Raw genomic sequence first — 22,367 nt, 5'->3', positions numbered from 1 at the left:
TAATACGGCAAAGCCGGTTCGGCTATCATGGAGCACGATTTCAACCAGGAGACAGCCTATGCCCCAGCGGCGGCGCATATTGTTGGCCCTAGCCTTTGCCCTTGCACTGCCCGGACCGGCCCCGGTCCTGGCGCAGGGCCCAGACACACTGATCTTCGGCACCACCCACGATCCCAGCTCCTTCGCCTACGCCTACAACAACGAGTATCTGCAATCCCTGTGCGCCGAGATCCGTCAGCGCTGCCAGTTGCAAAGCCTGCCCGGCCGGCGCGGCGCCGCCATGCTGGCCGACGGCAGCATTGTCGGCGAACTGGGACGGGTGCGCGAATACCACGACAAACACCCGGAATACCGGCGCGTGGAAGAGTCCTTCATCACGCTGCGCAGCTATGCGTTCACGCGGGCCGGCCAGCCGCAGGTCAGCAGCTGGCATGCGCTGCCAGCCAGGGCGCGCACCGTCAGCTACCAGCGCGGAGTCTACTACTATCAGAAAAAACTGGAGGCCTTGCAGCCGGGCGTACAAGCGCATGATGTGCAAACCGTGCAGGCCTGCTTGCAGATGGTGCTGAACGGGCGCGATCAGGCTTGCGTGTTCGACGACGGCGCCCTCGGCCCCGATTCCAGGGCGCTGCTGCCACAGGGAAGCCTCAGCCGGCCGCTGGACGAGCTCCATCTCTACATCTACCTCGGCAAGGACTACGCCGCGCTGGCGCCATCCATCACGGAAGCGGTCAGGCGGCTGAATGCGCAGGGCCTCAAGGCCAGGCTGCAGAAAAAGTACTTTACTTCACCTTGACGCTGGACGGCAGCTGCTGGAAGTCGTCGGTCTTTTCCAGTATCTGCCAGGTCGCCATCAATGCCGGCGGCGGCGCGATCAGCTTGCGCGCGCCCAGGTCCAGCCAGCCGCCGGTGCTGTTCACGCGCGCGGCCAGCTTGCCGTCCGGGCGGATGATGTCCGAGCGCAGGATCCAGCGGCTGCCGTCTTCCGCCAGTCCGGCCAGCGACAGGGTGACAGTGATTTCCTCCAGCAGCAGCACTTCCTTGACGTAGCCGATTTCGTCCTTCATCACCACCGGGCCGATATTCAGGCGCATGAATTCACTCATGGGGAAGCCATGCTCGGACAGGAACAGCATGCGCACGTCGCCGGCTTTATCGAGAAACGCGGTATTGCGCATATGGCTGTTGAAGTCCATATCGCCCCAGCCGGCCATCAGCTTTTTCGAGAACATGTCACGCTCCAAGGAAGTCGAACAAGGTGCATGCTACCACCTTCGTCGCCTTGCGCAGATCTTCCAGGTTAAGGCGTTCATCGGCCTTCTTGGCGTTGGACTCGGGCACGGTGCGCGGGCCGGCGCCGTACAGCACCGCCGGGATGCCATGCTCGCCGTACAGGCGCGCGTCCGCATACAGCGGCGTGCCTTGCGCCGGGATCGTCTCGCCGATGAAGGTCTGGGCGTTCTGCTGAATGCTGGCGACCAGCTTCTCGGTGCCGGGACGCTCGCGCAGCGCGTGCGACAGCAACAGGCGCCTGATTTCCAGCGTGATGCCGGGCACACCCCGCACCGCGTCCTCGATCAGCGCCCGCACCTGCGCTTCCACCTCCACCGGATCCTCTTCCGGTATCATGCGGCGGTCCATTTTCATGACCACTTTACCCGGCACCACGTTGGTGTTGGTGCCGCCGTCGATGCGGCCCACCAGCATGGTTGGAGAATCGATGCCGGCGATCCTGGATTTAATCTTTTTCAGTTCCGGCAGCTGGCCGTAGATCGCGTTCAGGATGCGCGTGGCCGCCTGCAAGGCGTCGTGGCCGGTCTCCGGCATGGCGCCGTGTCCCGACTTGCCGTGCACCGTGATCTCCAGCTGCAGACAGGCGTTGTGCGCGGTGACGATGTTGTAGCTGAAGCCCGCCGCGATCACATAATCCGGCTTGGTCAGCTTTTGCTCCAGCAGCCAGCCCGGCCCGAGCAGGCCGCCAAATTCCTCGTCATAGGTGAAGTGCAGTTCCAGTCCGCCCTTGAGCGGCACGCCCAGCGCCTCCAGCGCGCGCACCGCGAAAATGTAGGTGGCGAAGTCGCACTTCGATACCGCCGCCGCGCGGCCGTAGATAAAACCGTTATCGACCACGCCGCCGTAAGGCGGATAGGTCCAGTTGTCGCCCGGCGGCACCACGTCGCCGTGCGCGTTGAGCGCAACCGTCGGACCGCCCGCCGCGTAAGGACGGCGCACGATCAGGTTGGTGATGCTCTCCATGCCGTAATCGCGCACCGTCCGCTCTGGCACGGCGTGCTTCTCGGCGGTCCAGCCGTAGCCTTGCACCAGGTCGGCCACCACGTCCGCATGCGGCGCGTTGTTGCCGGGCGGGGTATCGGTGGGCACGCGCAGCAGTTGCTGCAGCACGCCGACTTCCTCGTCGAAGTGCTCGTCGATCCATTGCGCCAGTTGTACTTTTACTGTGCTCATTTCTGTTCCTTCATTTTGCGCCGGATTCGTACCAGGCGGCGATCTGCGCGCGCTCGGCCTCGGTCATATTGGTCAGGTTAGCCAGCGGCATGGCCTTGGTCTGCACCACCTGCTTGTAGATTTTCTCGGCGTTCTGGTGGACCTGGTCCGCCGTGTCGAAGGCCACGCCCAGCGGCGCCGCCGCGAAGCCAGGCTGGGTTGGATGCGCGGCGTGGCAGGCCAGGCAGCGCGCGTCGATCACCGCTTTCACCTTGGCGAATGCCGCCGCCGGATCGGCCGCGGGCGCTGTCGCCACCGGCTTGGCCGGCGCGATCGCCACCGCCACGGCGGCCAGCAGCGCCACGCCGATGGCCGGATAGCGCAATTCCACGCGGCCCTTGTGGCGCAGGTTGAAGAAGTGGCGAATGAACACGCCGGCGGCCATGATGAAGGCCAGCACCAGCCACGCGTGCTCGTTCCGGTAAGTCATCGCGTAATGGTTGCTGATCATGATGAACAGCACCGGCAGCGTGAAGTAGTTATTGTGGACGCTGCGCTGCTTGGCCTTCTGGCCGTGCACCGGGTCCGGCATGCGCCCGGCCGACATGGCCTCCACCATCTTGCGCTGGCCGGGAATGATCAGCATCAGCACATTGCCGACCATGATGGTGCCGATCAAGGCGCCCACGTGGATGTAGGCGGCGCGGCCGCTCAGCACATGGGTAAGCCCATACGCGGCGGCGGTGATCAGCGCGAAGATCACCACGCCGAACGCCGCATCGTGCTTGCCCAGCGGGGAGCGGCACAGCAGGTCGTACACCGTCCAGCCGACAACCAGCGTGCCGACGCCGATGCCGACCGCTTGCAGGCTGCTCAGATCCGCCACCGATTTATCGATCATCATCGCTTGCGCGTTGAAGTAGTAGGCGATGGTCAGCAGCGCGATGCCGGACAGCCAGGTGGAATAAGCCTCCCATTTAAACCAGTGCAGCTCCTTCGGCAGCTCGGCCGGCGCCACCAGGTATTTTTGCGGGTTATAGAAGCCGCCGCCATGCACCGCCCACAGCTCGCCCGACACGCCCTTCTTCGCCAGCTCCGATCCCGGCGCCGGCGGACGGATCGAATTATCCAGCCACACAAAATAGAACGAGGCGCCGATCCAGGCGATGCCTGTGATGATGTGCAGCCAGCGCACGAGGAGGTTGGCCCATTCGAGGCCATACGGGATCAGGTATTCCATGTAGTTTGCTAGGTCAAAGATGTGGCTAATTTACAGAAGATAAACGGATTTGATTCCTGCCACATGAACATTGGAGTATATTAGACATATTCAATCCCGTATAAAACAATCGCTCTCATGTCCGCTTTGCCGCAACACCTGGACCTCCACCTGATCCGTATTCTCTACCTGCTGCTGGTCGAGAAAAACGTCTCCCGCGTCGCCCTCAAGCTGAATCAACCGCAGCCCTCGATCTCGGCCTCGCTGCGCAAGCTGCGCGAGCTGACCGGCGATCCACTTTTGGTGCGCGGCGCGCGCGGCATGGTGCCGACCCAGCATGGAGAAAGCCTGCTTGCACCAGCAAAGCGCATCCTGGACGAAACCGAGAACCTGTTCCTGAAGAAGGCACCTTTCGTGCCACAGGAGGAAGCGCGCACGTTCCACGTGGCGGCACCGGATTACCTGGACAGCCAGTTCCTGCCGAATCTCGTTGCGCTGCTGCGCCGTGGTTCGCCCAACAGCCGCGTGAAAATCCACGGCCTCGGGCCGGGCGTGGACTACGTGCGCCTGCTGTCGGATGGCGACATGGACCTGGTCATCGCCAACTGGGACGAGCCGCCCGAGCACCTCCACATGTCCAAGCTGTTCGAGGACCCCATCATCTGCGTGATGCGCGCCGACTGCCCGTATGCGCTGCGCACCGCCAGCGACAAGATGACGATGGACGACTACCTCACGCTGCCGCACGTGGCGCCGACCCAGATCCTGCCCGGCTACCATGGCGTGATCGACGACTACCTGGAGCGCCAGGGCCTGCAGCGCAACGTGATGGTGGAATCGGCCTACTTCGGCCTGATCCCGAACATGCTGGCGCAGACCGACCTGGTGCTGACCACCGGCAGCCAGTTCGTACGCCACTACGAAAAGCAGATGCCGCTGAAAACCTATGCGGTGCCGGTGAAGTTCCCGCCGATGCGCTTCTATCAGTTGTGGCACGAGCGCGTGCATCAGGCGCCGGAACACAAGTGGCTACGCGACCAGGTGGCCGCCGCCGCCAAGGCGCTGGCGCAGAAATAGGCGCAGTCTTATACACCCTAGGCCATACCGCATATATCGCGGCGGCGCGGGCGCGTTATGATGGGAGCTATGATGACCACACTCTCCGACCTCAATAGCTGCGATACCGCCACCTTCGTCGACCGCCTGCGCGGCATCTACGAGCACTCGCCGTGGATACCGGAGCGCGCCGCCGCACAGCGTCCCTTCGCCAACGAGACCGCGCTTAAGCTGGCCTTGCAGTCCGTGGTCAGCGCCGCCACGCTGGATGAGCAACTTGGCCTGATCCGCGCCCACCCGGAACTGGCGGGCAAGGCCGCCGTCGCCGGCCAGTTGACGGCCGAATCGACCAATGAGCAAGCAAAGTCCGGCCTGCACCTTTGCAGCGCGGAGGAATTCGCGACGCTGCACCAGCTCAACGCGGACTACAACGCCAAATTCGGTTTTCCCTTCATCCTCGCCGTCAAAGGCCCGACCGGACAAGGGCTCACGCGCCAAAACATCATCGCCACCTTCACGCGCCGGTTGAAGAACCAGCGCGCCGACGAAATCGCGGAATGCCTCCGCCAGATCAAGCGCATCGCGGAAATCCGCCTGAACGACCTGCTGTCGGTGCGGCTGGAATTCGGCCCGGCCATCATGCAATGGAGCGAGGAACTGGCCGCGTGGAGCGATGACACCGACGGCGCACTCACCTGCGCCTACATGACGCCGGCGCACCGCCAGACTGCCGCGCAACTGCTCGAATGGATGCGCGCCGCCGGCATGGAAGCCCACATCGACGCGGTCGGCAACGTGGTCGGCGTCTACCGCTCGGACGCGCCGGACGCAAAAACGCTGATGACCGGCTCCCACTACGACACCGTGCGCAACGGTGGCAAGTACGACGGCCGTCTCGGCATCCTGCTGCCGATCGCCCTGGTGCGCCACTTGCACCAGCGCGGCGAGAAACTGCCGTTCCACTTTGAGGTCGTCGGCTTCGCGGAGGAAGAAGGCGTGCGCTTCAAGAGCACTTTCCTCGGCAGCACGGCGGTAACCGGCCGCTTCGACCTGTCGCTGCTGGACCAGACCGACGCCGATGGCGTCAGCATGCGTGACGCGTTGCTGGCCGCCGGCCATGACGTGGCGCGCATCCCCGCGATCGCGCGCGATCCGGCCGGCTTGCTGGGCTTCGTGGAGGTCCATATCGAACAAGGCCCGGTGCTGCTGGAACGCGACCTGGCGCTGGGCGTGGTCACAGCTATCGCCGGCAGCTCGCGCTATCTGGTCGAGCTGACCGGACTGGCCAGCCACGCCGGCACCACGCCCATGAGCATGCGCAAGGATGCGGCGGCGGCGGCGGCGGAAATCGTGCTACTGGTCGAGCGGCGCTGCGCGCAGGCGCCTTCGCTGGTCGGCACGGTCGGCCAGTTGCAGGTGCCGGGTGGCTCGGTCAACGTGATTCCCGGCGCATGCAGGCTGTCGCTGGACATCCGCGCCGCCGACGATACGGTGCGCCTGGCGGCGGTGAAGGATGTGTTGGACGGCATCGCCGCCATCTGCGCGCGCCGGCAGATCGAATACAGCGTGCAGAAGATCGTCGACGCCAGCGCCGCGCCATGCGCGCCGCGCCTGATGCGGCAGTTCGGCGACGCCATCGAGCGCGCCGGCCTGCCACGCTTCGACCTGCTGTCCGGCGCGGGCCATGACGCCATGGCGATGGCCGCCATCACCGACGTCGCCATGCTGTTCACGCGCTGCGGCAACGGCGGCATCAGCCACAATCCGCTGGAGACCATGACGGCCGACGACGCCGACATCGCCGCCCGCGTGCTGCTGGACTTCCTGCGCAATTACAAAGACTGATCGCGCACGTACTGGCGCGGCGAGCAGCCCATCACGCGTTTGAACGCGGTGCTGAAGGCGCTGTCGGACTCGTAGCCCAGTTGTTGCGAAATCACGGACACCGCCTGGCTGGAATGCACCAGGCGGTCACCCGCCAGCAGCATGCGCCAGCGCGTCAGGTATTCCATCGGCGACGTGCCCACGGTCTGCTTGAATCTCAGCGCCAGCGTGGAGCGCGACATGCCCACATGCCGCGCCAACGTCTCCAGCGTCCAGCGCCGCGCGGGATCGGCATGCAGCGCGCCGATGGCGCCGCCGATTTGCGGATGGGCCAGCGCATACAGCCAGCCTATCCCGCCGCCCTCTTCTTCCGCCAGCACCAGCCGCAGCGCCTGCACCAGCATCATGTGCGCCATGTGCTGGGCGATCAGGGTGTGGCCGGGCCGCTGTTCGCGCAGTTCCGTGGCCAGGCGTTGCAGGGACCAGCGCAGGGTCTCGCGGTCCGACTCCTTGTGCACATGCGCGATGGGCGGCAGCGCCTCCAGCAGTATGCCCGTGTGCTTGCCATTGAAGACAAAATGGCCGCCAACCAGCAGACAGCCGCCGCCATCGTTGATGATGCCGATGCCGCCCAGACGCCGCTGCCGCAGCACCTCCAGCGCGTTGACGCTCGGCAGGGACAGATCGCTGGCGAGACGGAACGGACGCCCGCGTGGCAGCAAAAAGCAATCGCCGGTCCTCAGGTGCACCGGCTGTTCCACGCCATCCACCGCCAGCCAGCATTCGCCGGCGACGATGGCGTAGCACTTGATGCCTTCGTGCTGGTGAAACTGCAGCGCCCATTCGCCGCCCACGTCGAAGCCGCCCGCAACGTAGCTGCGCGGCTTGAGCAGGGACAGGACGTCGGATAAAGGATCCATGGCATTCGGACGATCACGAAGAAAATACGGATTCTACAGCATGGATCGTCCGACCGCTGGCCACTATCATGCTCCCATCTGAACAAGGAGATGGACATGAGAGTATTCGTTACAGGCGCCACCGGCTGGGTGGGTTCGGCCGTCATCACTGAATTGCTGGACGCTGGCCACGAGGTGTTGGGACTGGCGCGCAGCGCGGAGGGCGCGGAGCTGCTGGCCCGTCGCGGCGTCCCGGTACATCGCGGCGATTTGTCGGACACCGAAAGCATGGCGGCGGGCGCGCGCGCCTGCGATGGCGTGATCCACACCGCCTTCATTCACGACTTCAAGGACTTCAACGCCGCCGGCGAAACCGACCGCTCCGCCATCGCCGCCATGGGTGACGCGCTGGCCGGCACCGGCAAACCGTTGATCACCACCTCCGGCAGCGCCCTGCTCAGGCACGGCGTGGTCGGCACGGAGGATGACGGCCCCGATCTCGGCGGCCCGGCGCAGCACCGCACAGCGTCGGAGGAACTGACGCTGGCATTGGCCGCGCGCGGCGTGCGCTCGTCGCTGGTGCGCCTGCCGCCTTCCGTGCACGGCGATGGCGATTACGGCTTTGCGCCGCGCCTGGTCGATATCGCCCGCGCCAAGGGTGTGTCAGCCTATATCGGCGACGGCGAAAACCGCTGGCCGGCAGTGCATCGCTTCGACGCCGCGCGCCTGTACCGGCTGGTGCTGGAACATGGTGCGGCAGGCAAGCGGTATCACGCCATCGCCGAACAAGGCGTCGCCACGCGCGAGATCGCGGCCACCATCGGCACAGGATTGAATCTGCCGGTGGTCAGCATATCGGCGGCGGAAGCGCCAGAACACTTTGGCTTCCTGGGCCGCTTCTTCGCCGCCGACTGCCCGGCGTCCAGCGCGCTAACGCGGCAACAGCTGGGTTGGACGCCTACCGGGCCGAATCTGATCGATGATCTGGCGCGGCACTACTTCCGAGGCTGAGCAGCGCGGCCGCCACTTGCGCGACGACGGGAGACCAGCCGCCATCGCGCGGCTGCCGAAACAGGCGCATGGATGGATACCAAGGCGTGTCGTCGCGCTCCGTCATCCATCGCCAGTCGCAGCGATAGTCGGGCAGCAGCAGCCAGCAAGGCTTGCCCATGGCGCCAGCCAGGTGGGCCACCGCCGTATCCACGCTGATCACCAGGTCGAGATTAGCGATGACGGCGGCGGTGTCCGCGAAGTCGGCCAGTTGCGGCCCGATGGGATGCAGCTCCATCCCCGTCGGCGGCAACAGCGCCTCTTCCTCGCCCACGCCCTTTTGCAAACTGATGAAATGCACAGGCGCGGCGGCCAATGGGGCGAGCGACATCAGCGACGGCAACGAGCGGTCCGCGTCGTTCTCGAAGTTGGCGTTGCCGCGCCAGGCCAGGCCCACCCGCAGACCGTTCCGCGGCAGCGCTTCACGCCAGCGCCCAACCAAATCCGGCTGCGCGCTCAGATAGGGCACATCGGCCGGAATGCTGTCCAGCGCCGTCCCAAATAGTCCCGGCAGGCGCATGGGGCGTGTCCAGTAATCCCAGCCAGCGGGCAGCGCTTCGCCCAAGGCGTGCACACGATCCACGCCCGGCAAGGTGGCGAACAGGCGCCGCAAGCCCGGATGACACACCACATCCACCCGCGCCGCACCGCGTGCCTTGAGCAGCGGAGCATAGCGGCAGAAGTGGATCATATCGCCATGCCCGGCCTCCATCCCGATCACGATGGATTTTCCGGCCAATGGCTCTCCCTCCCAGAACGCGCAGTCGAAAGACAGCGGAAAACGGTCGAACTGCCAGCGCGCCTCCAGCATGCGCCAGCCCTCCTCAAAGCGCGCCTGCCGCAGCAGCAGATAACTGAGGTTGAAGCGCGCCCGCGCATGTTCCGGCTGCAGCGTCAGTGCGCGCCGGTAGCATGCCTCGCCCTCATCTTCGTGATGCGTACACACCAGCAGCACGCCCAATTGACTCCACGCCGATGGTTCGTCAGGCGCCAGTTCCACCGCCGTCCGCATCGCCGCTTCCGATTCCGTGAAACGCTTTTCCCGCAACAGCAGCGCGCCCAGATTCTGCTGCAACTGCGCGTGATCCGGCATCAGCGCAATCGCCTGCCGATAGTGGAACTCGGCTTCCGCGACAGCCCCCTGCTGCTCCTTCAGATATCCAAGATTGGCGCGTGCCGCCGCGTGCCAGGGCTGCTGCGCCAGCGTCTCCAGGTAACAAACCTCGGCCCTGGCAAGGTCGCCGGCGGCCATGCGATGATTCCCGTCGAGATAAGCTTGGTGAGGATCGATATGGTTCATCACATATGGAATCGGATTTTTTCGAGGAGACAGGTCTTCTCGGCGCTTCCATCAGGCCGTATCTTAAGCACACCAGCATAACCATCTTTACCAATCAAGCCTTCAGTGACCGCCAAATAGGTAGCACCACGAAATCGGAAAGGCGTTAAATTCGTGTAGCGCTCCCTGAATACGGCCTGGTCTTTGGCCCCGGTTCCATGGATCGCTAAATCGTAGTCGGGACTGCGTTCGCCAAAACCTGCACAGCCATTAAGGCTCGCATTTTGATTCGCGATATGACAAGGCAGCGCGACCGCACGTTCCAATGGGTTATCCGGAACTATTAATTTCGTGTTGGATTGCCCATACTGAACCAGCAGATGATTGCCAATCATATAATTCGTCGAGTAATTTTGCGCGTACACCCTGTCCAGCCTACCGTCGTTGTTCAAATCGAATATACCGACCTGATAACCGTGAAAATCCTTGGCTACGCGCACTTCGTTGTCCTGCCATTCAAACCATTGCAATTTTCCGGGCGCGTCAGCGCCGTAGTTAAATACGGTAAATTCCTTATGCAGTGCATTTTTCACCTCACGGCAAACCTCGTTCTTGCCATAACGGATAACCACCTCGCCAGCGACCGGCGCCTTACTCCCTGCCGAAGGATATTCCAATTCATCGATCGGGTATCGTTTTAGATCAGGCAAATCGATGCAAACCGAAAGTTCAGGTATATCGTCCTTCTTCCATGTCGCGTGACATTTTTCGACACGCAGATGCTTGGCGCCCAATATTTTGAAACTGACTGCCGGTTCCTTTTCCTCTTTACAGTAGCCAGCAAACCACTCGGTTGCCACCTTGCGGCGATTAATCCAGAGGGACATCGTGGCTGCGGGATCACCACCACACATGCCCGGACCGGCAGTGCCTACGTCTACTTTCATTCGAACCTGAAGTCCAGAAGGGAATATGCAATCACCGGTATCGCGTTCACCAATTACTTGAGTATTCTCTTCTGATTTAGCGCGCATGAACTTTTGAACATGCGCTTTTTCTCCTTTGCGTTCTGGCCCCCATGCAATCGTGGCCTCTTCATGATCAAATGAAGAATAATGCGTGTAGCTGCAAGTTACTGCCAGCGCATTCGTATCATCCCATGCCAACACCGTCGTCGGTAATAAACATAACATCACCAATGCGTATTTCAACATGCTGCCCTTCAATGAGAGAGAAAAGAGTTCAATTGGTCTTCCGGCAGCGGTTTGCTGTACAAATAGCCCTGATAATAATGGCAGCCTTCGGTCATCACAAATGACAGCTGCTCCGGCGTTTCCACGCCCTCGGCCAACACCGACATGCCCATCGTCCTGCCCAGCGCGACGATCATGCGCACGATGGCGGCGCCATGGCCTTCCTTCAACGCGTCCCAGATGAAGGAGCGGTCGATCTTCAATTGCGACAGCGGCAGGCGGTGCAGATAGGACAGCGAGGAATAGCCGGTGCCGAAATCGTCCACCGAGAAGCGCACGCCGACGGCACGCAGGCGCTGCATCTTCTGGATCGTCCCTTCCAGGTCGTTGAGCAGCAGGCTCTCGGTGAGCTCCAGCCGCAAACGCTCCGGCCGCGCGCCGGTCTGCCGCAAAACCGCCAGCACCTGCTCGACAAAATCCGGCCGGTGGAACTGGGCCATGCTGACATTCACCGACATATCCAGTCCGGCCGTGCGGGCGTCGCCGGCCCAACGTGCCAGCATGGCGCAAGCCTCCTCCAGCACCCAGCCGCCGATCCGCAGGATCATGCTGGTCTCCTCCGCGATGGGGATAAACTCCGCCGGCGAGACCAGCCCGCGCTGCGGATGGCGCCAGCGCAGCAGCGCCTCCACGCCCGACAGTTCACCGTCAACGCTGGCCAGGGGCTGGTAATGCAATTCGAACTCCTGATTGGCCACGGCGCGCCGCAAGTCCGCCTCCAGCGTCGCGCGCGCCGACACCCGTGCCTCCATCGCGGGATCGAAGAAGGCGAAGCCATTGCGGCCGGCCGCCTTGGCCTGATACATGGCCAGGTCCGCGCGCTTCAATATGTCGTCCGTACCGGCCTTCTCACGGCCAAACAGGGCCACGCCGATGCTCGGTGTGCTGTAATGCTCGATACCGTCGATGGTGAACGGCCCGTGAAACGCCTGTAGCAGTTTGGATACGCTCTCGCGCGCGCCGGCGACCGCATCGCCACCAATTTCCTCCAGCAGCACGACGAATTCATCGCCGCCGAAGCGTGCCACCGTATCGCAGCTGCGCACCGCGTCGTTCAAGCGGTCCGCGACCTGTTGCAGCAGCAGATCTCCCTTGTCGTGGCCGCGCGTGTCGTTGATGCTCTTGAAGTGATCGAGGTCGATGAATAGCACCGCGCCGGGGCGCCCGCTGCGCTGGCTGAGCGCCATCGCGTGCGACAGGCGGTCCAGCAGCAGCTGGCGATTCGGCAGGCCGGTCAGCTTGTCGTAAAAGGCCATGCGGTGACTCAACGCCTCCGTGGCCTTGCGCTCGCTGATGTCGCGAAAATAAATCGTCAGCCCTTCCTCGGATGGATAGGCGCGGATCTCGGTCCACAGGTCCAAGGGCGCGTAGTGCTCCTCGAACGTCACCGGCGTATTCGTCTCCACCGCCTTGTGGTAGGCCTGGTAATAAGGGCCGCCGATCGCCTCGGGAAAAACGTCCCACAGGCAGCGTCCCAGCACGTCGGCACGCTGCACCTTGGTCAGGCGTTCGGCGTTGCCGTTCATGTAGCGGATTTCCCAGTCATGCCCCAGCATCAGGACCGCGTCCGAAATGCTCTCCAGCGTGGCGGTCAGCGCCGCCGCCTGCAGGGCGTGGACCTGGCTGTTTTGAGGTGCTTGCATAGTGAAAGCTATGGCGAACTGGTCGGGAGCAACCAGTATGCGCCACAGCTTCGCCGCGGTCAAACCACCTTTGCGCGCTCCAGCATGGCGTGCAGCAGGACGTTGCAGCCAGCCTCCAGGTGTTCGGCCTTGGCGTCCTCGATTTCATTGTGGCTGATGCCATCCTTGCACGGCACGAAGATCATGCCGGCCGGCGCCAGCCACGCCGCGTAGATGGCGTCGTGGCCGGCGCCGGAGACCACGTCCATGGTCGAATATCCGAGTTTGGCGGTGGCGCTGCGCACCGCCTCCACGCACTCCGGATGGAACGGGCATGGCGGATAGTAGGACACACGCTCGATCGAGATCTTCAAGCCGGTTTCGCCGCGCGTCTTGTCGATGAAGGCCAGCATCTCCTCGTGCATGGTGTTGAGCAGCTCATCGTTCACGTTGCGCAGGTCGATGCTGAATTTGACCTCGCCCGGAATCACGTTGCGGCTGTTCGGGAACACCTGCACCATGCCCACCGTGCCGCGGCCATATGGTGGATAGCGGTTGGCGATCGCCACCACCTCCTGCATGATGCGGGTGGATACCTGAAGCGCGTCTTTACGCAGATGCATCGGCGTCGGTCCGGCGTGGGCTTCCATGCCGGTGACCACGCAGTCGTACCAGGAAAGGCCCATCACGGCGGGCACCACGCCGATCACCTTGTCGGCGTCTTCCAGCACCGGGCCTTGTTCGATGTGCGTCTCAAAGTAGGCGCCGATGGGATGGTCGCCCGGCACCTGCGTGCCTTTGTAGCCGATACGCTCCAGCTCTTCGCCGACCGATTTGCCTTCCACGTCCTTCGCCGCGTAGGCCGTCTCCAGCGAGAACGCGCCGCAGAATACGCCGGAACCCATCATCACCGGCACGAAGCGCGAACCTTCCTCATTGGTCCAGAAGGCGACTTCGATCGGCGCTTCGGTCTTGATTTTGAGATCGTTCAGCGTGCGCACCACCTCAAGGCCGGCCAGCACGCCGTAGTTGCCGTCGAACTTGCCGCCGGTCGGCTGGGTGTCGATATGGCTGCCGGTCATCACCGGCGGCAGCGCGTTGTTCGTGCCGTCGCGCCGCATGAAGACGTTGCCGATCTGGTCGATGGTGATCGACATCCCGGCTTCCCTGCCCCAGCCGACAACCAGGTCGCGGCCCTGCTTATCGAGATCGGTCAGCGCCAGGCGCTTGACCCCGCCCTTTTCCGTCGCGCCGATTTTCGCCAGTTCCATCAGCGATGCCCACAGGCGGTCACCATTAATTTTCATGTAAAGCTCCTTAACGCGCGGACGTTGACGTGAACGCCGGGCGATTGATGTAACGGCCAGCGCCCTCCACCGCCATCAGCACGCCGCGATGGAACACGACGTTTCCGGCGGCCAGCGTGGTGCTGGGAATACCGCGCACGGTGCGGCCTTCGAAGACATTGAAGCCGCCCTTGGCGAACTGCGTCAGCGCGGAGATGGTGCGCGTGGCCTCCGGGTCCCACACCACCACGTCCGCATCGGCGCCGGGCGCGATCACGCCCTTGCGCGGATAGATGTTGAAGATCTGCGCCGTGTTGGTGGAGGTGATCCTGACGAACTCCGACGGGGTCAGCATGCCGCTGTTCACGCCCGCGTCCCAGATCACCGACATGCGGTCTTCCACGCCACCGCAGCCATTGGGGATCTTGGTGAAATCATCCTTGCCGGCCGCCTTTTGCTCGGCGCAGAAGGTGCAATGGTCGGTCGCCGTGGTGTGCAGGTTCCCGCCCTGCAGCCCTTGCCACAGCGCTTTCTGATGATGCTTGCTGCGGAACGGAGGGCTCATCACGTGGCCGGCCGCGAATTCCAGATCGTCGCTCTGGTACACGCTGTCGTCGACGATCAGGTGGCCGGCCAGCGCCTCGCCGTACACACGCTGCCCATGCGCGCGGGCACGGGTGATGGCCTCCAGCGATTCGGCACAGGACACGTGCACGATGTACAGCGGCGTATTCATCACGTTGGCGATCGCGATCGCGCGGTTGGCCGCTTCCGCCTCCACCTCCGGCGGACGCGATAACGGGTGCGAACTTGGCCCGGTCAGGCCGCGCTTGAGCAGATCCTGCTGCAGCTGATAAACCAGCTCGCCGTTTTCCGCGTGCACGGTTGGCATCGCACCCAGTTCCAGGCAGCGGCGGAAGCTTTTCACCAGCGTTTCATCGTCGGCCATGATGGCGTTCTTGTACGCCATGAAGTGCTTGAAGCTGTTGACGCCATGGTCCTTCACCAGGATGCCCATGTCGCGGTGCACCGTATCGTCCCACCAGGTGATCGCCACGTGAAAGGTGTAGTCGCCGGCCGACTTCTTCGCCCAACCGCGCCACTGGTGATAAGCCTCGATCAGGTTCTGCTTCGGCGCTGGAATCACAAAGTCGATGATGGTGGTGGTGCCGCCCGCCAGGCCGGCGGCGGTCCCGGTGTAGAAATCATCCTGCGTCACCGTGCCCATGAACGGCAGGTTCATGTGCGTGTGCGGGTCGATCCCGCCCGGCATCACGTACTGGCCGCCGGCGTCGATCACCTTGGCGCCGGCGGGTACCTCCAGGTTCTCTCCGACGGCGATGATCTTGTCGCCTTCACACAGGACGTCGGAACGAAAGGCGCGATCGGCATTCACAACGGTGCCGCCACGGATGATAGTTTTCATAAGCGTCTCCTTACGGGTGGGCCGGCGCGCGCACGGCGGACACGGTCTTCCCTTTCATCATAACCCCATACACCACGGCCGAGATGGCGATGCCAACGAACCATGCATAGGTATAAATCGTTTTAAACGTTTCCGAGACATGCGGGAAGGAAGCCGGGAAAGCGGCGTTCATGAAGCCCGGGATGTTCGGCAGCACGCCGATCACGAACGCCACCAGCGCGGCGATGTTCCAGCCCTTGCCGTACGAGTATTGGCCATCTTCGCGATACAACTCGCTCACGTTCAGTTCCGTCTTGCGCACGAAGTAGTAATCCACAATCAGCACGCCGGCGATGGGACCGAGCAGAGCCGAATAGCCGATCAGCCAGGTGAAGATGTAGCCCTGGGTGGACTCCAGTATCTTCCACGGCATCATCAGGATGGCAATGCCCGCCGTGATGTAGCCGCCAGTCTTGTAGCTGATGCGCTTAGGCGCCAGCGCGGAAAAGTCGTAGGCCGGGCCGACCAGATTGGCGGCGAGGTTCACCGACACCGTATCGATCAGCAGGATCAGCAAGGCCACCAGCACCGCCACGCCGGTCATGCGGCTCGACAGGTCGACCGGATCCCAGATCGCCTTGCCGTACAGGACCACGGTGGCCGAGGTCACGATCACCGCCAGCGCCGCCAGCAGGCCCATAGGCACAGGCAGGCCGACCGTCTGGCCGATCACCTGATCGCGCTGGGTCCTGGCGAAGCGGGTGAAGTCGGGAATGTTCAGCGCCAGCGTGGCCCAGAAGCCCACCATGGCGGTCAGCGAAGGCCAGAACACGGACCAGAACTGGCCGGCCTTCCTGCCGCCTTCCACAAACTGCGAAGGCGCCGACAGCAGGTCGCCAAAGCCGCCGGCCTTGTTGTGCACCCACGCCAGCAGCACGAAGCAGATCACGATCTTGAGCGGCGCGGTGTAGGTCTCCAGCTTGCGGATCGCATCCATGCCGTGCACGATGTAGTAGAACTGGATGGCCCAGAAAGCCAGGAAGCAAAGCAGCTGGCCGCCATTGATGCCAAGGCCGGCGATTTTGTCGCCGCCGATATCGCCGCCCGCCATCACGCCCAGCAGGGTATAGATCATCGAGCCGCCGAACCAGGTCTGGATGCCATACCATCCGCAGGCGACGATGGCGCGCATCAGCGCCGGCAGGCGCGCGCCGGAAGTACCGAAGGAAGCGCGCGCCAGCACCGCGTACGGAATGCCGTACTTGGTGCCGGCGTGGCCGATCAACAGCATCGGCAGCAGCACGATGGCGTTGGCCAGGAACACTGTCAGCACAGCCTGATAACCCGACATGCCGCCTTCGATCAGACTGGCCGACAAGGTGTAGGCCGGGATGCACATCACCATGCCGACCCACAGCGCGGAGAAGTGATACCAGCGCCAGGTGCGCTGTGCCGCGGTGGTCGGCGCCAGGTCTTCATTCCAGAGTTGCGTGCTGCCAGATGGTTCTGTGCTCAAGGCGTTCTCCAAAAAGGTTTGTATGCCTTTATCGTTGCAAGTTTCGTACCTAAGCCGTCTCCGCCACCTTGACGTTTTCCGCGCGCGGATTGCGCGGGTCCTGCGTCCAGTTCATATAGGGCTTGCCGGTATCCTGCGGCACCATGGTGATGCAGCCCTGCACCGGACAGGTGATCTCGCACAGATTACACCCAACGCATTCCTCCTTGTTGACTTCATAGGTGCGCGCGCCGGTGGCCGCGTCGATCAACTGGTTGATCGACTGGTGCGAAGTGTCTTCGCACGCGACGTAGCAGCGGCCGCACTTGATGCAGTCGTCCTGGTTGATCTGCGCGATCACCTTGTAGTTCATGTCGAGGTATTTCCAGTCGGTGGTGTTCGGCACCGCCTTGCCCTGAAAATCGCTGATGCACTGATAGCCCTTCTGATCCATCCAGCGCGACAAGCCGTCCTTCATCTCTTCGACGATGCGGAAGCCGTGCAGCATGGCGGCGGTGCAGACCTGCACGCAGCCCGAGCCCAGCGCCATGAACTCCGCCGCGTCGCGCCAGTTGCCGATGCCGCCGATACCGGAGATCGGCAGGCCGGCGGTCTGCGGATCGCGCGCGATCTCGGCCACCATGTTGAGTGCGATCGGCTTCACCGCCGAACCGCAGTAGCCGCCGTGCGTGCTGGCGCCGCCAACAATCGGGAAGGCCACCATCTGGTCAAGATCCAGATGCGTGATCGAGTTGATGGTGTTGATGAGCGAGACCGCGTCCGCGCCGCCCGCCTTGGCCGCGCGCGCCGGGGCGCGCACGTCGGTGATGTTGGGCGTCAGCTTGACGATCACCGGCAGCCTGGTGTTCTGCTTGCACCAGCGCGTGACCATCTCCACGTACTCCGGCACCTGCCCCACCGCCGCGCCCATGCCGCGTTCCGGCATGCCGTGCGGGCAGCCGAAATTCAGTTCGATGCCGTCCGCGCCGGTGGCTTCCACCAGCGGCAGGATGTCGGCCCACAGCCGCTCCTCGCAAGGCAGCATCAGCGAGACGATGATCACACGGTCAGGCCAATCCTTCTTCACCTGCGTGATCTCCTGCAGGTTGATCGCCAGCGAACGGTCGGTAATCAGCTCGATGTTGTTGAAGCCGAGGACTTCACGGTTCTTGCCGTAGTGCGCCGAGTAACGCGACGACACGTTGACGGCGGCCGGATCCTCGCCCAGCGTCTTCCACACCACGCCGCCCCACCCCGCTTCAAATGCGCGCACCACGTTGTAGGCCTTGTCCGTCGGCGGCGCGGAGGCCAGCCAGAACGGATTGATGGACTTGATGCCGCAGAATTCTATGCTCAGGTCAGCCATTATGCAGCCTCCTTCAGACCGTTGATATCGGCATGGATGGCGTGCGCCGCCAGCTTGCCATGTTGGACCGCTTGCACGGTCAGATCCTGTCCGGGCGCCACACAGTCGCCGCCGGCGTAGATGCGCGGCAGGACGGTGCGGAACTGATCGTCGACGTGGATTTTGTCGCCGTCGCGTTTCAGCGTTTTCGCCAGCGGATCACTGATGCTCGTTTCGTCCATGCTCTGGCCGATGGCCTTGAAGATGGCGTCCGCCGCGATCTCGAAGGTTTCGCCGGTGCCGGCCAGGCGGCCGTTCACCACCGCCGTTTTCTCGAAACGCATGCCGCGTACACGGCCCGCCTCGTCCAGCAGCACTTGCTGCGGCTGCGCCCAGGTACGCATGCGGACCTGATTCTCTTTTGCGATGTGCTGTTCGTGTTCGGTCGCGCTCATGGATTCAAAGCTGCGGCGATAGACCAGCGTCACCTCCTCCGCGCCGAGGCGCTGGATCTGCACCGCCATGTCGATGGCGGTGTTGCCAGCGCCGATGACGATGGCGCGCGACGGCACCGGCAGCTGGCTCAGGTCATCCGACTGGCGCAGCGCGGCGATGTAGTCGACAGCGGCCAGCAGGCCCGGGGCGTCCTCGCCGGTCAGGCCAAGTTGCTTGCTGGCGCCGAGGCCAAGGCCAAGGAATACCGCGTCGTAGTTGGCGTGCAGGTCTTTCAGCTGCACGTTCACACCCAGCGTTTGTCCATGCTTGATAGTGATGCCGCCGATTTGCAGCAGGAATTCGACTTCCTTCTGCGCGAAGTTATCGGTCAGTTTGTACTTGGCGATACCGTATTCATTCAGGCCTCCGGACTTTTCCTTCGACTCGTAGATCACCACCTCGTTGCCCAGCATGGCCAGGCGGTGCGCGCAGGACAGGCCCGCAGGGCCGGCGCCAACCACGGCGATCTTCTTGGCGGTCGATGGGCCGCGCTTGAACGGGTGCTGCTCGAACTTCATGTTGTCAATGGCGTAGCGCTGCAGCAGGCCGATTTTCACCGGCTGACCTTCGGCGTCGTGGTTGCGCACGCAGGCGTCCTCGCACAGGATCTCGGTCGGACAGACGCGCGAGCAGCTGCCGCCGAGGATGTTCTGTGTGAGGATGCCGGCGGCCGCGCCGTTGATGTTCTCATCGTGGATGTTGCGGATAAAGCTGGCCACATCGATCTCCGATGGGCAGATGCGCGTGCAGGGCGCGTCGTAGCAATACAGGCAGCGCGCGCTTTCGATGGCGGCCTGCCGCGCGCTCAACGCGGGCGCGAGGTCGGTGAAGTGTTTCGCCAGCGAGTCGTTGGATTCCTTCGACTTTGGCATGTGGCTGAGTGATTCGATCATGATAGTTCCTGGCGTTTGCTGAGAAGATCGTCATTCCGGCGAAGGCCGGAATCCATACATACTCAGCATGGATTCCGGCTTTCGCCGGAATGACGTGCGGCTGCTCTTACTTCATCTGTGGGAATGCAAATTCTGCGCCAGCACTGGCGGTGTTTGGCCAGCGCTGCATCACCGCTTTATGGCGCGTGTAGAAGCGCACACCTTCCGGACCGTAAGCGTGATGATCCCCAAACAGGCTGCGCTTCCAACCACCGAAACTGTTGAACGCCATCGGCACCGGCAACGGCACGTTCACGCCCACCATGCCGACCTGAATCTGCCGCACGAACTCGCGCGCCACCCCGCCATCGCGGGTGTAGATCGCCACGCCGTTGCCATACTCGTTGCGGTTGATCAGCTCCACCGCGCTGCCCACGTCCGGCGCGCGCAGCATGCACAACACCGGGCCGAAAATCTCTTCCTTGTAGATCGTCATATCCGGCGTGACGTGATCGAACAATGTGCCGCCGATGAAGAAGCCGTTCTCGCGTCCCACCACCTTGTGATTGCGGCCATCGACCACCAGCTTCGCGCCCTGCTCCACACCCTCGCCAATCAAGCGCTCTATGCGCTGCTTGGCCGCGCTGGTGACCACAGGCCCCATTTCGGCATCGGCCGCCATGCCGTCGCGCACTTTCAGTGCGGCGGTGCGCTTTGCCAGTGCATCGACAATCTTGTCGCCCGCATCGCCCACCGCGACCACCACGGAGATCGCCATGCAGCGCTCGCCGGCGGAACCGAAGGCCGCGCCCATCAAGGCATCGACAGTCATCTCCATATCCGCATCCGGCATCACCACCATGTGATTCTTGGCGCCGCCCAGTGCCTGCACGCGTTTGCCCGCCGCGCAACCGCGCGAGTAGATATACTCCGCAATCGGCGTCGAACCGACAAAGCTCACCGCCTGCACGACCGGATGATCGAGCAGCGCATCGACCGTCACCTTATCGCCCTGCACCACGTTGAACACGCCGTCCGGCAGGCCGGCTTCTTTCAGAAGGCGTGCATGCAGCAGCGACGGCGACGGATCTCGCTCGGAAGGCTTCAACACAAAGGTATTGCCGCATGCGAGTGCGACCGGGAACATCCACATTGGCACCATCACCGGGAAGTTGAACGGCGTGATGCCGGCCACCACGCCCAGCGCCTGCCGCATCGACCACGCATCGATGCCGCGCGAGATCTGATCGGTGAATTCGCCTTTCAGCATTTGCGGTATGCCGACCGCGAACTCCACCATCTCGATACCGCGCGCCACCTCGCCCTGCGCATCGGCGAAGGTCTTGCCATGCTCACGCGTGATCATGGCCGCGAATTCGTCGGTGTGCTGCTGGCACAGTTGCAGGTACTTGAACAGCACGCGCGCGCGCGTCAGCGGCGGCGTGGCGGACCACGACGGGAAGGCTTTCTCGGCCGCGCGCACAGCGGCGTCGACTTCCTCCGCCGTGCCCAAAGCCACTCTGGCTACCGGTTCGCCCAATGCGGGATTGAACACGTCTGCATGGCGGCCGCTTTGCGTATCGACGGTAACGCCGTTGATGAAATGGGTGATGGTATCCATGATGCTCTTTCAAATGTGCGGCTTAGCCAAGCAGGCTGTCCGCGTCTACATAGGTATAGCCAAGACCGTGCGCCACCGCTTCATAGGTGACGTGGCCCTGGCAGACATTCAAACCGTTCTTCAAATGCGGGTTGGCCTTCAGCGCTTTCTGCCAGCCCTTGTCGGCCAGCGCGACAGCGTGGCCGATGGTCGCGTTGTTCAACGCGAAGGTCGAGGTGCGCGCCACCGCGCCCGGCATGTTGGCCACGCAGTAGTGCACAACGCCGTCCACCACGTACGTCGGCTGCTCATGCGTGGTGGCGTGCGAGGTTTCAAAACAGCCGCCCTGATCGATCGCCACATCCACCACCACCGCGCCCTGCTTCATGCGCGAGATCATGGCCTTGGTGACCAGCTTGGGCGCCGCCGCGCCGGGCACCAGCACGCCGCCGATCACCAGGTCCGCATCCAGCACCGCTTCCTCGATCGAATGCGCGTTGGAATACATGGTGGCGATGCGGTTGCCGTACACGAGGTCCAGCTGGCGCAGACGGTCGATGTTCTTGTCCAAAATCGTCACGCGCGCGCCAATGCCGACCGCCATCTGCAAGGCGTTGGTGCCGACCACGCCGGCGCCGATGATGGCGATGTGCCCCGGTGCCACGCCCGGCACGCCGCCCAGAAGCAAACCCATGCCACCCTTGGATTTCTCCAGATGCGCGGCGCCGGCCTGGATCGACATGCGCCCCGCCACCTCGCTCATCGGCGCCAGCAGCGGCAAGCCGCCGTTAGGACCGGTGATGGTTTCATACGCGATGCAGACCGCGCCGGATGCCACCAGCGCCTTGGTCTGCTCAGGGTCCGGCGCCAGGTGCAGATAGGTGTACAGGATCTGATCCTTGCGCAGCATCGCGCACTCCTGCGGCTGCGGTTCCTTTACTTTCACGATCATTTCGGCGCGGGCGAAGATTTCGCTCGCCGCTTCCACGATGCTGGCGCCGGATGCTTCGTACATCGCATCCGTGAGGCCGATGGCCGCGCCGGCGTTTTTTTGTACCAGCACTTGATGACCACGCAAAACGAGTTCCTTGACGCTGGCCGGGGTAAGGCCAACACGGGACTCCTGGTTCTTAATCTCTTTTGGGACGCCGACCAGCATGGTTTTCTCCTTAGCGATCGTCACTCCAGCGCAGGCGGGAGCCCATGCTGAGCATCGTCAGCA

The 22,367-nt window shown here is 63.2% G+C and carries 18 protein-coding genes; 4 read left to right on the top strand and 14 right to left on the bottom strand.

Annotated elements, in window-relative coordinates; all coding sequences use genetic code 11:
* The first annotated feature begins 82 nt into the window (after positions 1–82).
* Positions 83–796, top strand: a complete 714-nt coding sequence (locus FHW83_RS10540) for an ABC transporter substrate-binding protein (protein ID WP_176646313.1) — start codon at positions 83–85, stop codon at positions 794–796.
* Here FHW83_RS10540 and FHW83_RS10535 read toward each other — a convergent pair.
* From FHW83_RS10535 to FHW83_RS10525, 3 genes are read right to left on the bottom strand one after another with little or no spacing between them, the layout of a single operon-like run.
* Positions 783–1,232: a thioesterase family protein gene (locus tag FHW83_RS10535; protein WP_176646312.1), complete on the bottom strand. Its 450-nt coding sequence runs from the start codon at positions 1,230–1,232 to the stop codon at positions 783–785. The genes FHW83_RS10540 and FHW83_RS10535 overlap by 14 nt on opposite strands.
* A 1-nt stretch (position 1,233) precedes the next feature.
* Entirely contained in the window at positions 1,234–2,466 is a 1,233-nt protein-coding gene (locus FHW83_RS10530) for a M20/M25/M40 family metallo-hydrolase (protein ID WP_176646311.1), read from the bottom strand.
* Between the two features lie 10 nt (positions 2,467–2,476).
* Positions 2,477–3,685, bottom strand: coding sequence for a urate hydroxylase PuuD (locus FHW83_RS10525; RefSeq protein WP_176646310.1), 1,209 nt, complete (start codon positions 3,683–3,685; stop codon positions 2,477–2,479).
* Positions 3,686–3,802: 117 nt separating this feature from the next.
* Here FHW83_RS10525 and FHW83_RS10520 point away from each other — a divergent pair, with 117 nt between their 5' ends.
* Positions 3,803–4,741 carry a LysR substrate-binding domain-containing protein gene (locus FHW83_RS10520; protein ID WP_176646309.1) on the top strand — a complete coding sequence of 313 codons (939 nt, stop codon included), beginning with the start codon at positions 3,803–3,805 and terminating at the stop codon, positions 4,739–4,741.
* Between the two features lie 72 nt (positions 4,742–4,813).
* Entirely contained in the window at positions 4,814–6,565 is a 1,752-nt protein-coding gene (locus FHW83_RS10515) for an allantoate amidohydrolase (RefSeq protein WP_176646597.1), read from the top strand.
* Here FHW83_RS10515 and FHW83_RS10510 read toward each other — a convergent pair.
* On the bottom strand, positions 6,553–7,464 hold the full coding sequence (locus FHW83_RS10510; protein ID WP_176646308.1) for an AraC family transcriptional regulator: 912 nt from the start codon (positions 7,462–7,464) through the stop codon (positions 6,553–6,555). The two genes, FHW83_RS10515 and FHW83_RS10510, sit on opposite strands and share 13 nt — an antisense overlap.
* A 96-nt stretch (positions 7,465–7,560) precedes the next feature.
* On the opposite strand from FHW83_RS10510, the gene FHW83_RS10505 reads away from it, so the two are divergent.
* The gene (locus tag FHW83_RS10505; protein WP_176646307.1) at positions 7,561–8,454 is read left to right on the top strand and encodes an SDR family oxidoreductase; all 894 of its coding nucleotides are present in this window, start codon (positions 7,561–7,563) and stop codon (positions 8,452–8,454) included.
* Here the strand turns inward: FHW83_RS10505 and FHW83_RS10500 are convergent.
* The 10 genes from FHW83_RS10500 to ald form a co-directional block, all read right to left on the bottom strand.
* Positions 8,402–9,793, bottom strand: a complete 1,392-nt coding sequence (locus tag FHW83_RS10500; RefSeq protein ID WP_176646306.1) for a tetratricopeptide repeat protein — start codon at positions 9,791–9,793, stop codon at positions 8,402–8,404. The two genes, FHW83_RS10505 and FHW83_RS10500, sit on opposite strands and share 53 nt — an antisense overlap.
* Entirely contained in the window at positions 9,793–10,986 is a 1,194-nt protein-coding gene (locus tag FHW83_RS10495; protein ID WP_176646305.1) for a hypothetical protein, read from the bottom strand. Before FHW83_RS10495 ends, FHW83_RS10500 begins: the two co-directional genes overlap by 1 nt.
* Positions 10,987–10,994: 8 nt before the next feature.
* The gene (locus tag FHW83_RS10490; RefSeq protein WP_176646304.1) at positions 10,995–12,668 is read right to left on the bottom strand and encodes a GGDEF and EAL domain-containing protein; all 1,674 of its coding nucleotides are present in this window, start codon (positions 12,666–12,668) and stop codon (positions 10,995–10,997) included.
* Between the two features lie 59 nt (positions 12,669–12,727).
* Entirely contained in the window at positions 12,728–13,954 is a 1,227-nt protein-coding gene (locus tag FHW83_RS10485) for a Zn-dependent hydrolase (protein WP_176646303.1), read from the bottom strand.
* Positions 13,955–13,964: 10 nt separating this feature from the next.
* On the bottom strand, positions 13,965–15,359 hold the full coding sequence (gene hydA, locus FHW83_RS10480) for a dihydropyrimidinase (RefSeq protein WP_176646302.1): 1,395 nt from the start codon (positions 15,357–15,359) through the stop codon (positions 13,965–13,967).
* Between the two features lie 10 nt (positions 15,360–15,369).
* Complete coding sequence (locus tag FHW83_RS10475) at positions 15,370–16,854, bottom strand: NCS1 family nucleobase:cation symporter-1 (protein ID WP_176646301.1); 1,485 nt, start codon at positions 16,852–16,854, stop codon at positions 15,370–15,372.
* A gap of 49 nt (positions 16,855–16,903) precedes the next feature.
* On the bottom strand, positions 16,904–18,199 hold the full coding sequence (gene preA, locus FHW83_RS10470) for an NAD-dependent dihydropyrimidine dehydrogenase subunit PreA (RefSeq protein ID WP_218106239.1): 1,296 nt from the start codon (positions 18,197–18,199) through the stop codon (positions 16,904–16,906).
* Entirely contained in the window at positions 18,199–19,569 is a 1,371-nt protein-coding gene (locus FHW83_RS10465) for an NAD(P)-dependent oxidoreductase (protein WP_373997196.1), read from the bottom strand. Before FHW83_RS10465 ends, preA begins: the two co-directional genes overlap by 1 nt.
* A 103-nt stretch (positions 19,570–19,672) precedes the next feature.
* Positions 19,673–21,166 carry a CoA-acylating methylmalonate-semialdehyde dehydrogenase gene (locus FHW83_RS10460; protein ID WP_176646299.1) on the bottom strand — a complete coding sequence of 498 codons (1,494 nt, stop codon included), beginning with the start codon at positions 21,164–21,166 and terminating at the stop codon, positions 19,673–19,675.
* 22 nt (positions 21,167–21,188) lie between these two features.
* Complete coding sequence (ald, locus tag FHW83_RS10455; protein WP_176646298.1) at positions 21,189–22,304, bottom strand: alanine dehydrogenase; 1,116 nt, start codon at positions 22,302–22,304, stop codon at positions 21,189–21,191.
* Positions 22,305–22,367: the final 63 nt, after the last annotated feature.

Origin of the sequence: Duganella sp. SG902 (genome assembly GCF_013376005.1) — a bacterium.
In the GTDB taxonomy this organism is placed as follows: domain Bacteria; phylum Pseudomonadota; class Gammaproteobacteria; order Burkholderiales; family Burkholderiaceae_D; genus Rugamonas.
Note: the sequence above shows the minus strand (reverse complement) of the source record. Positions and strands in the feature narration are given on the sequence as shown.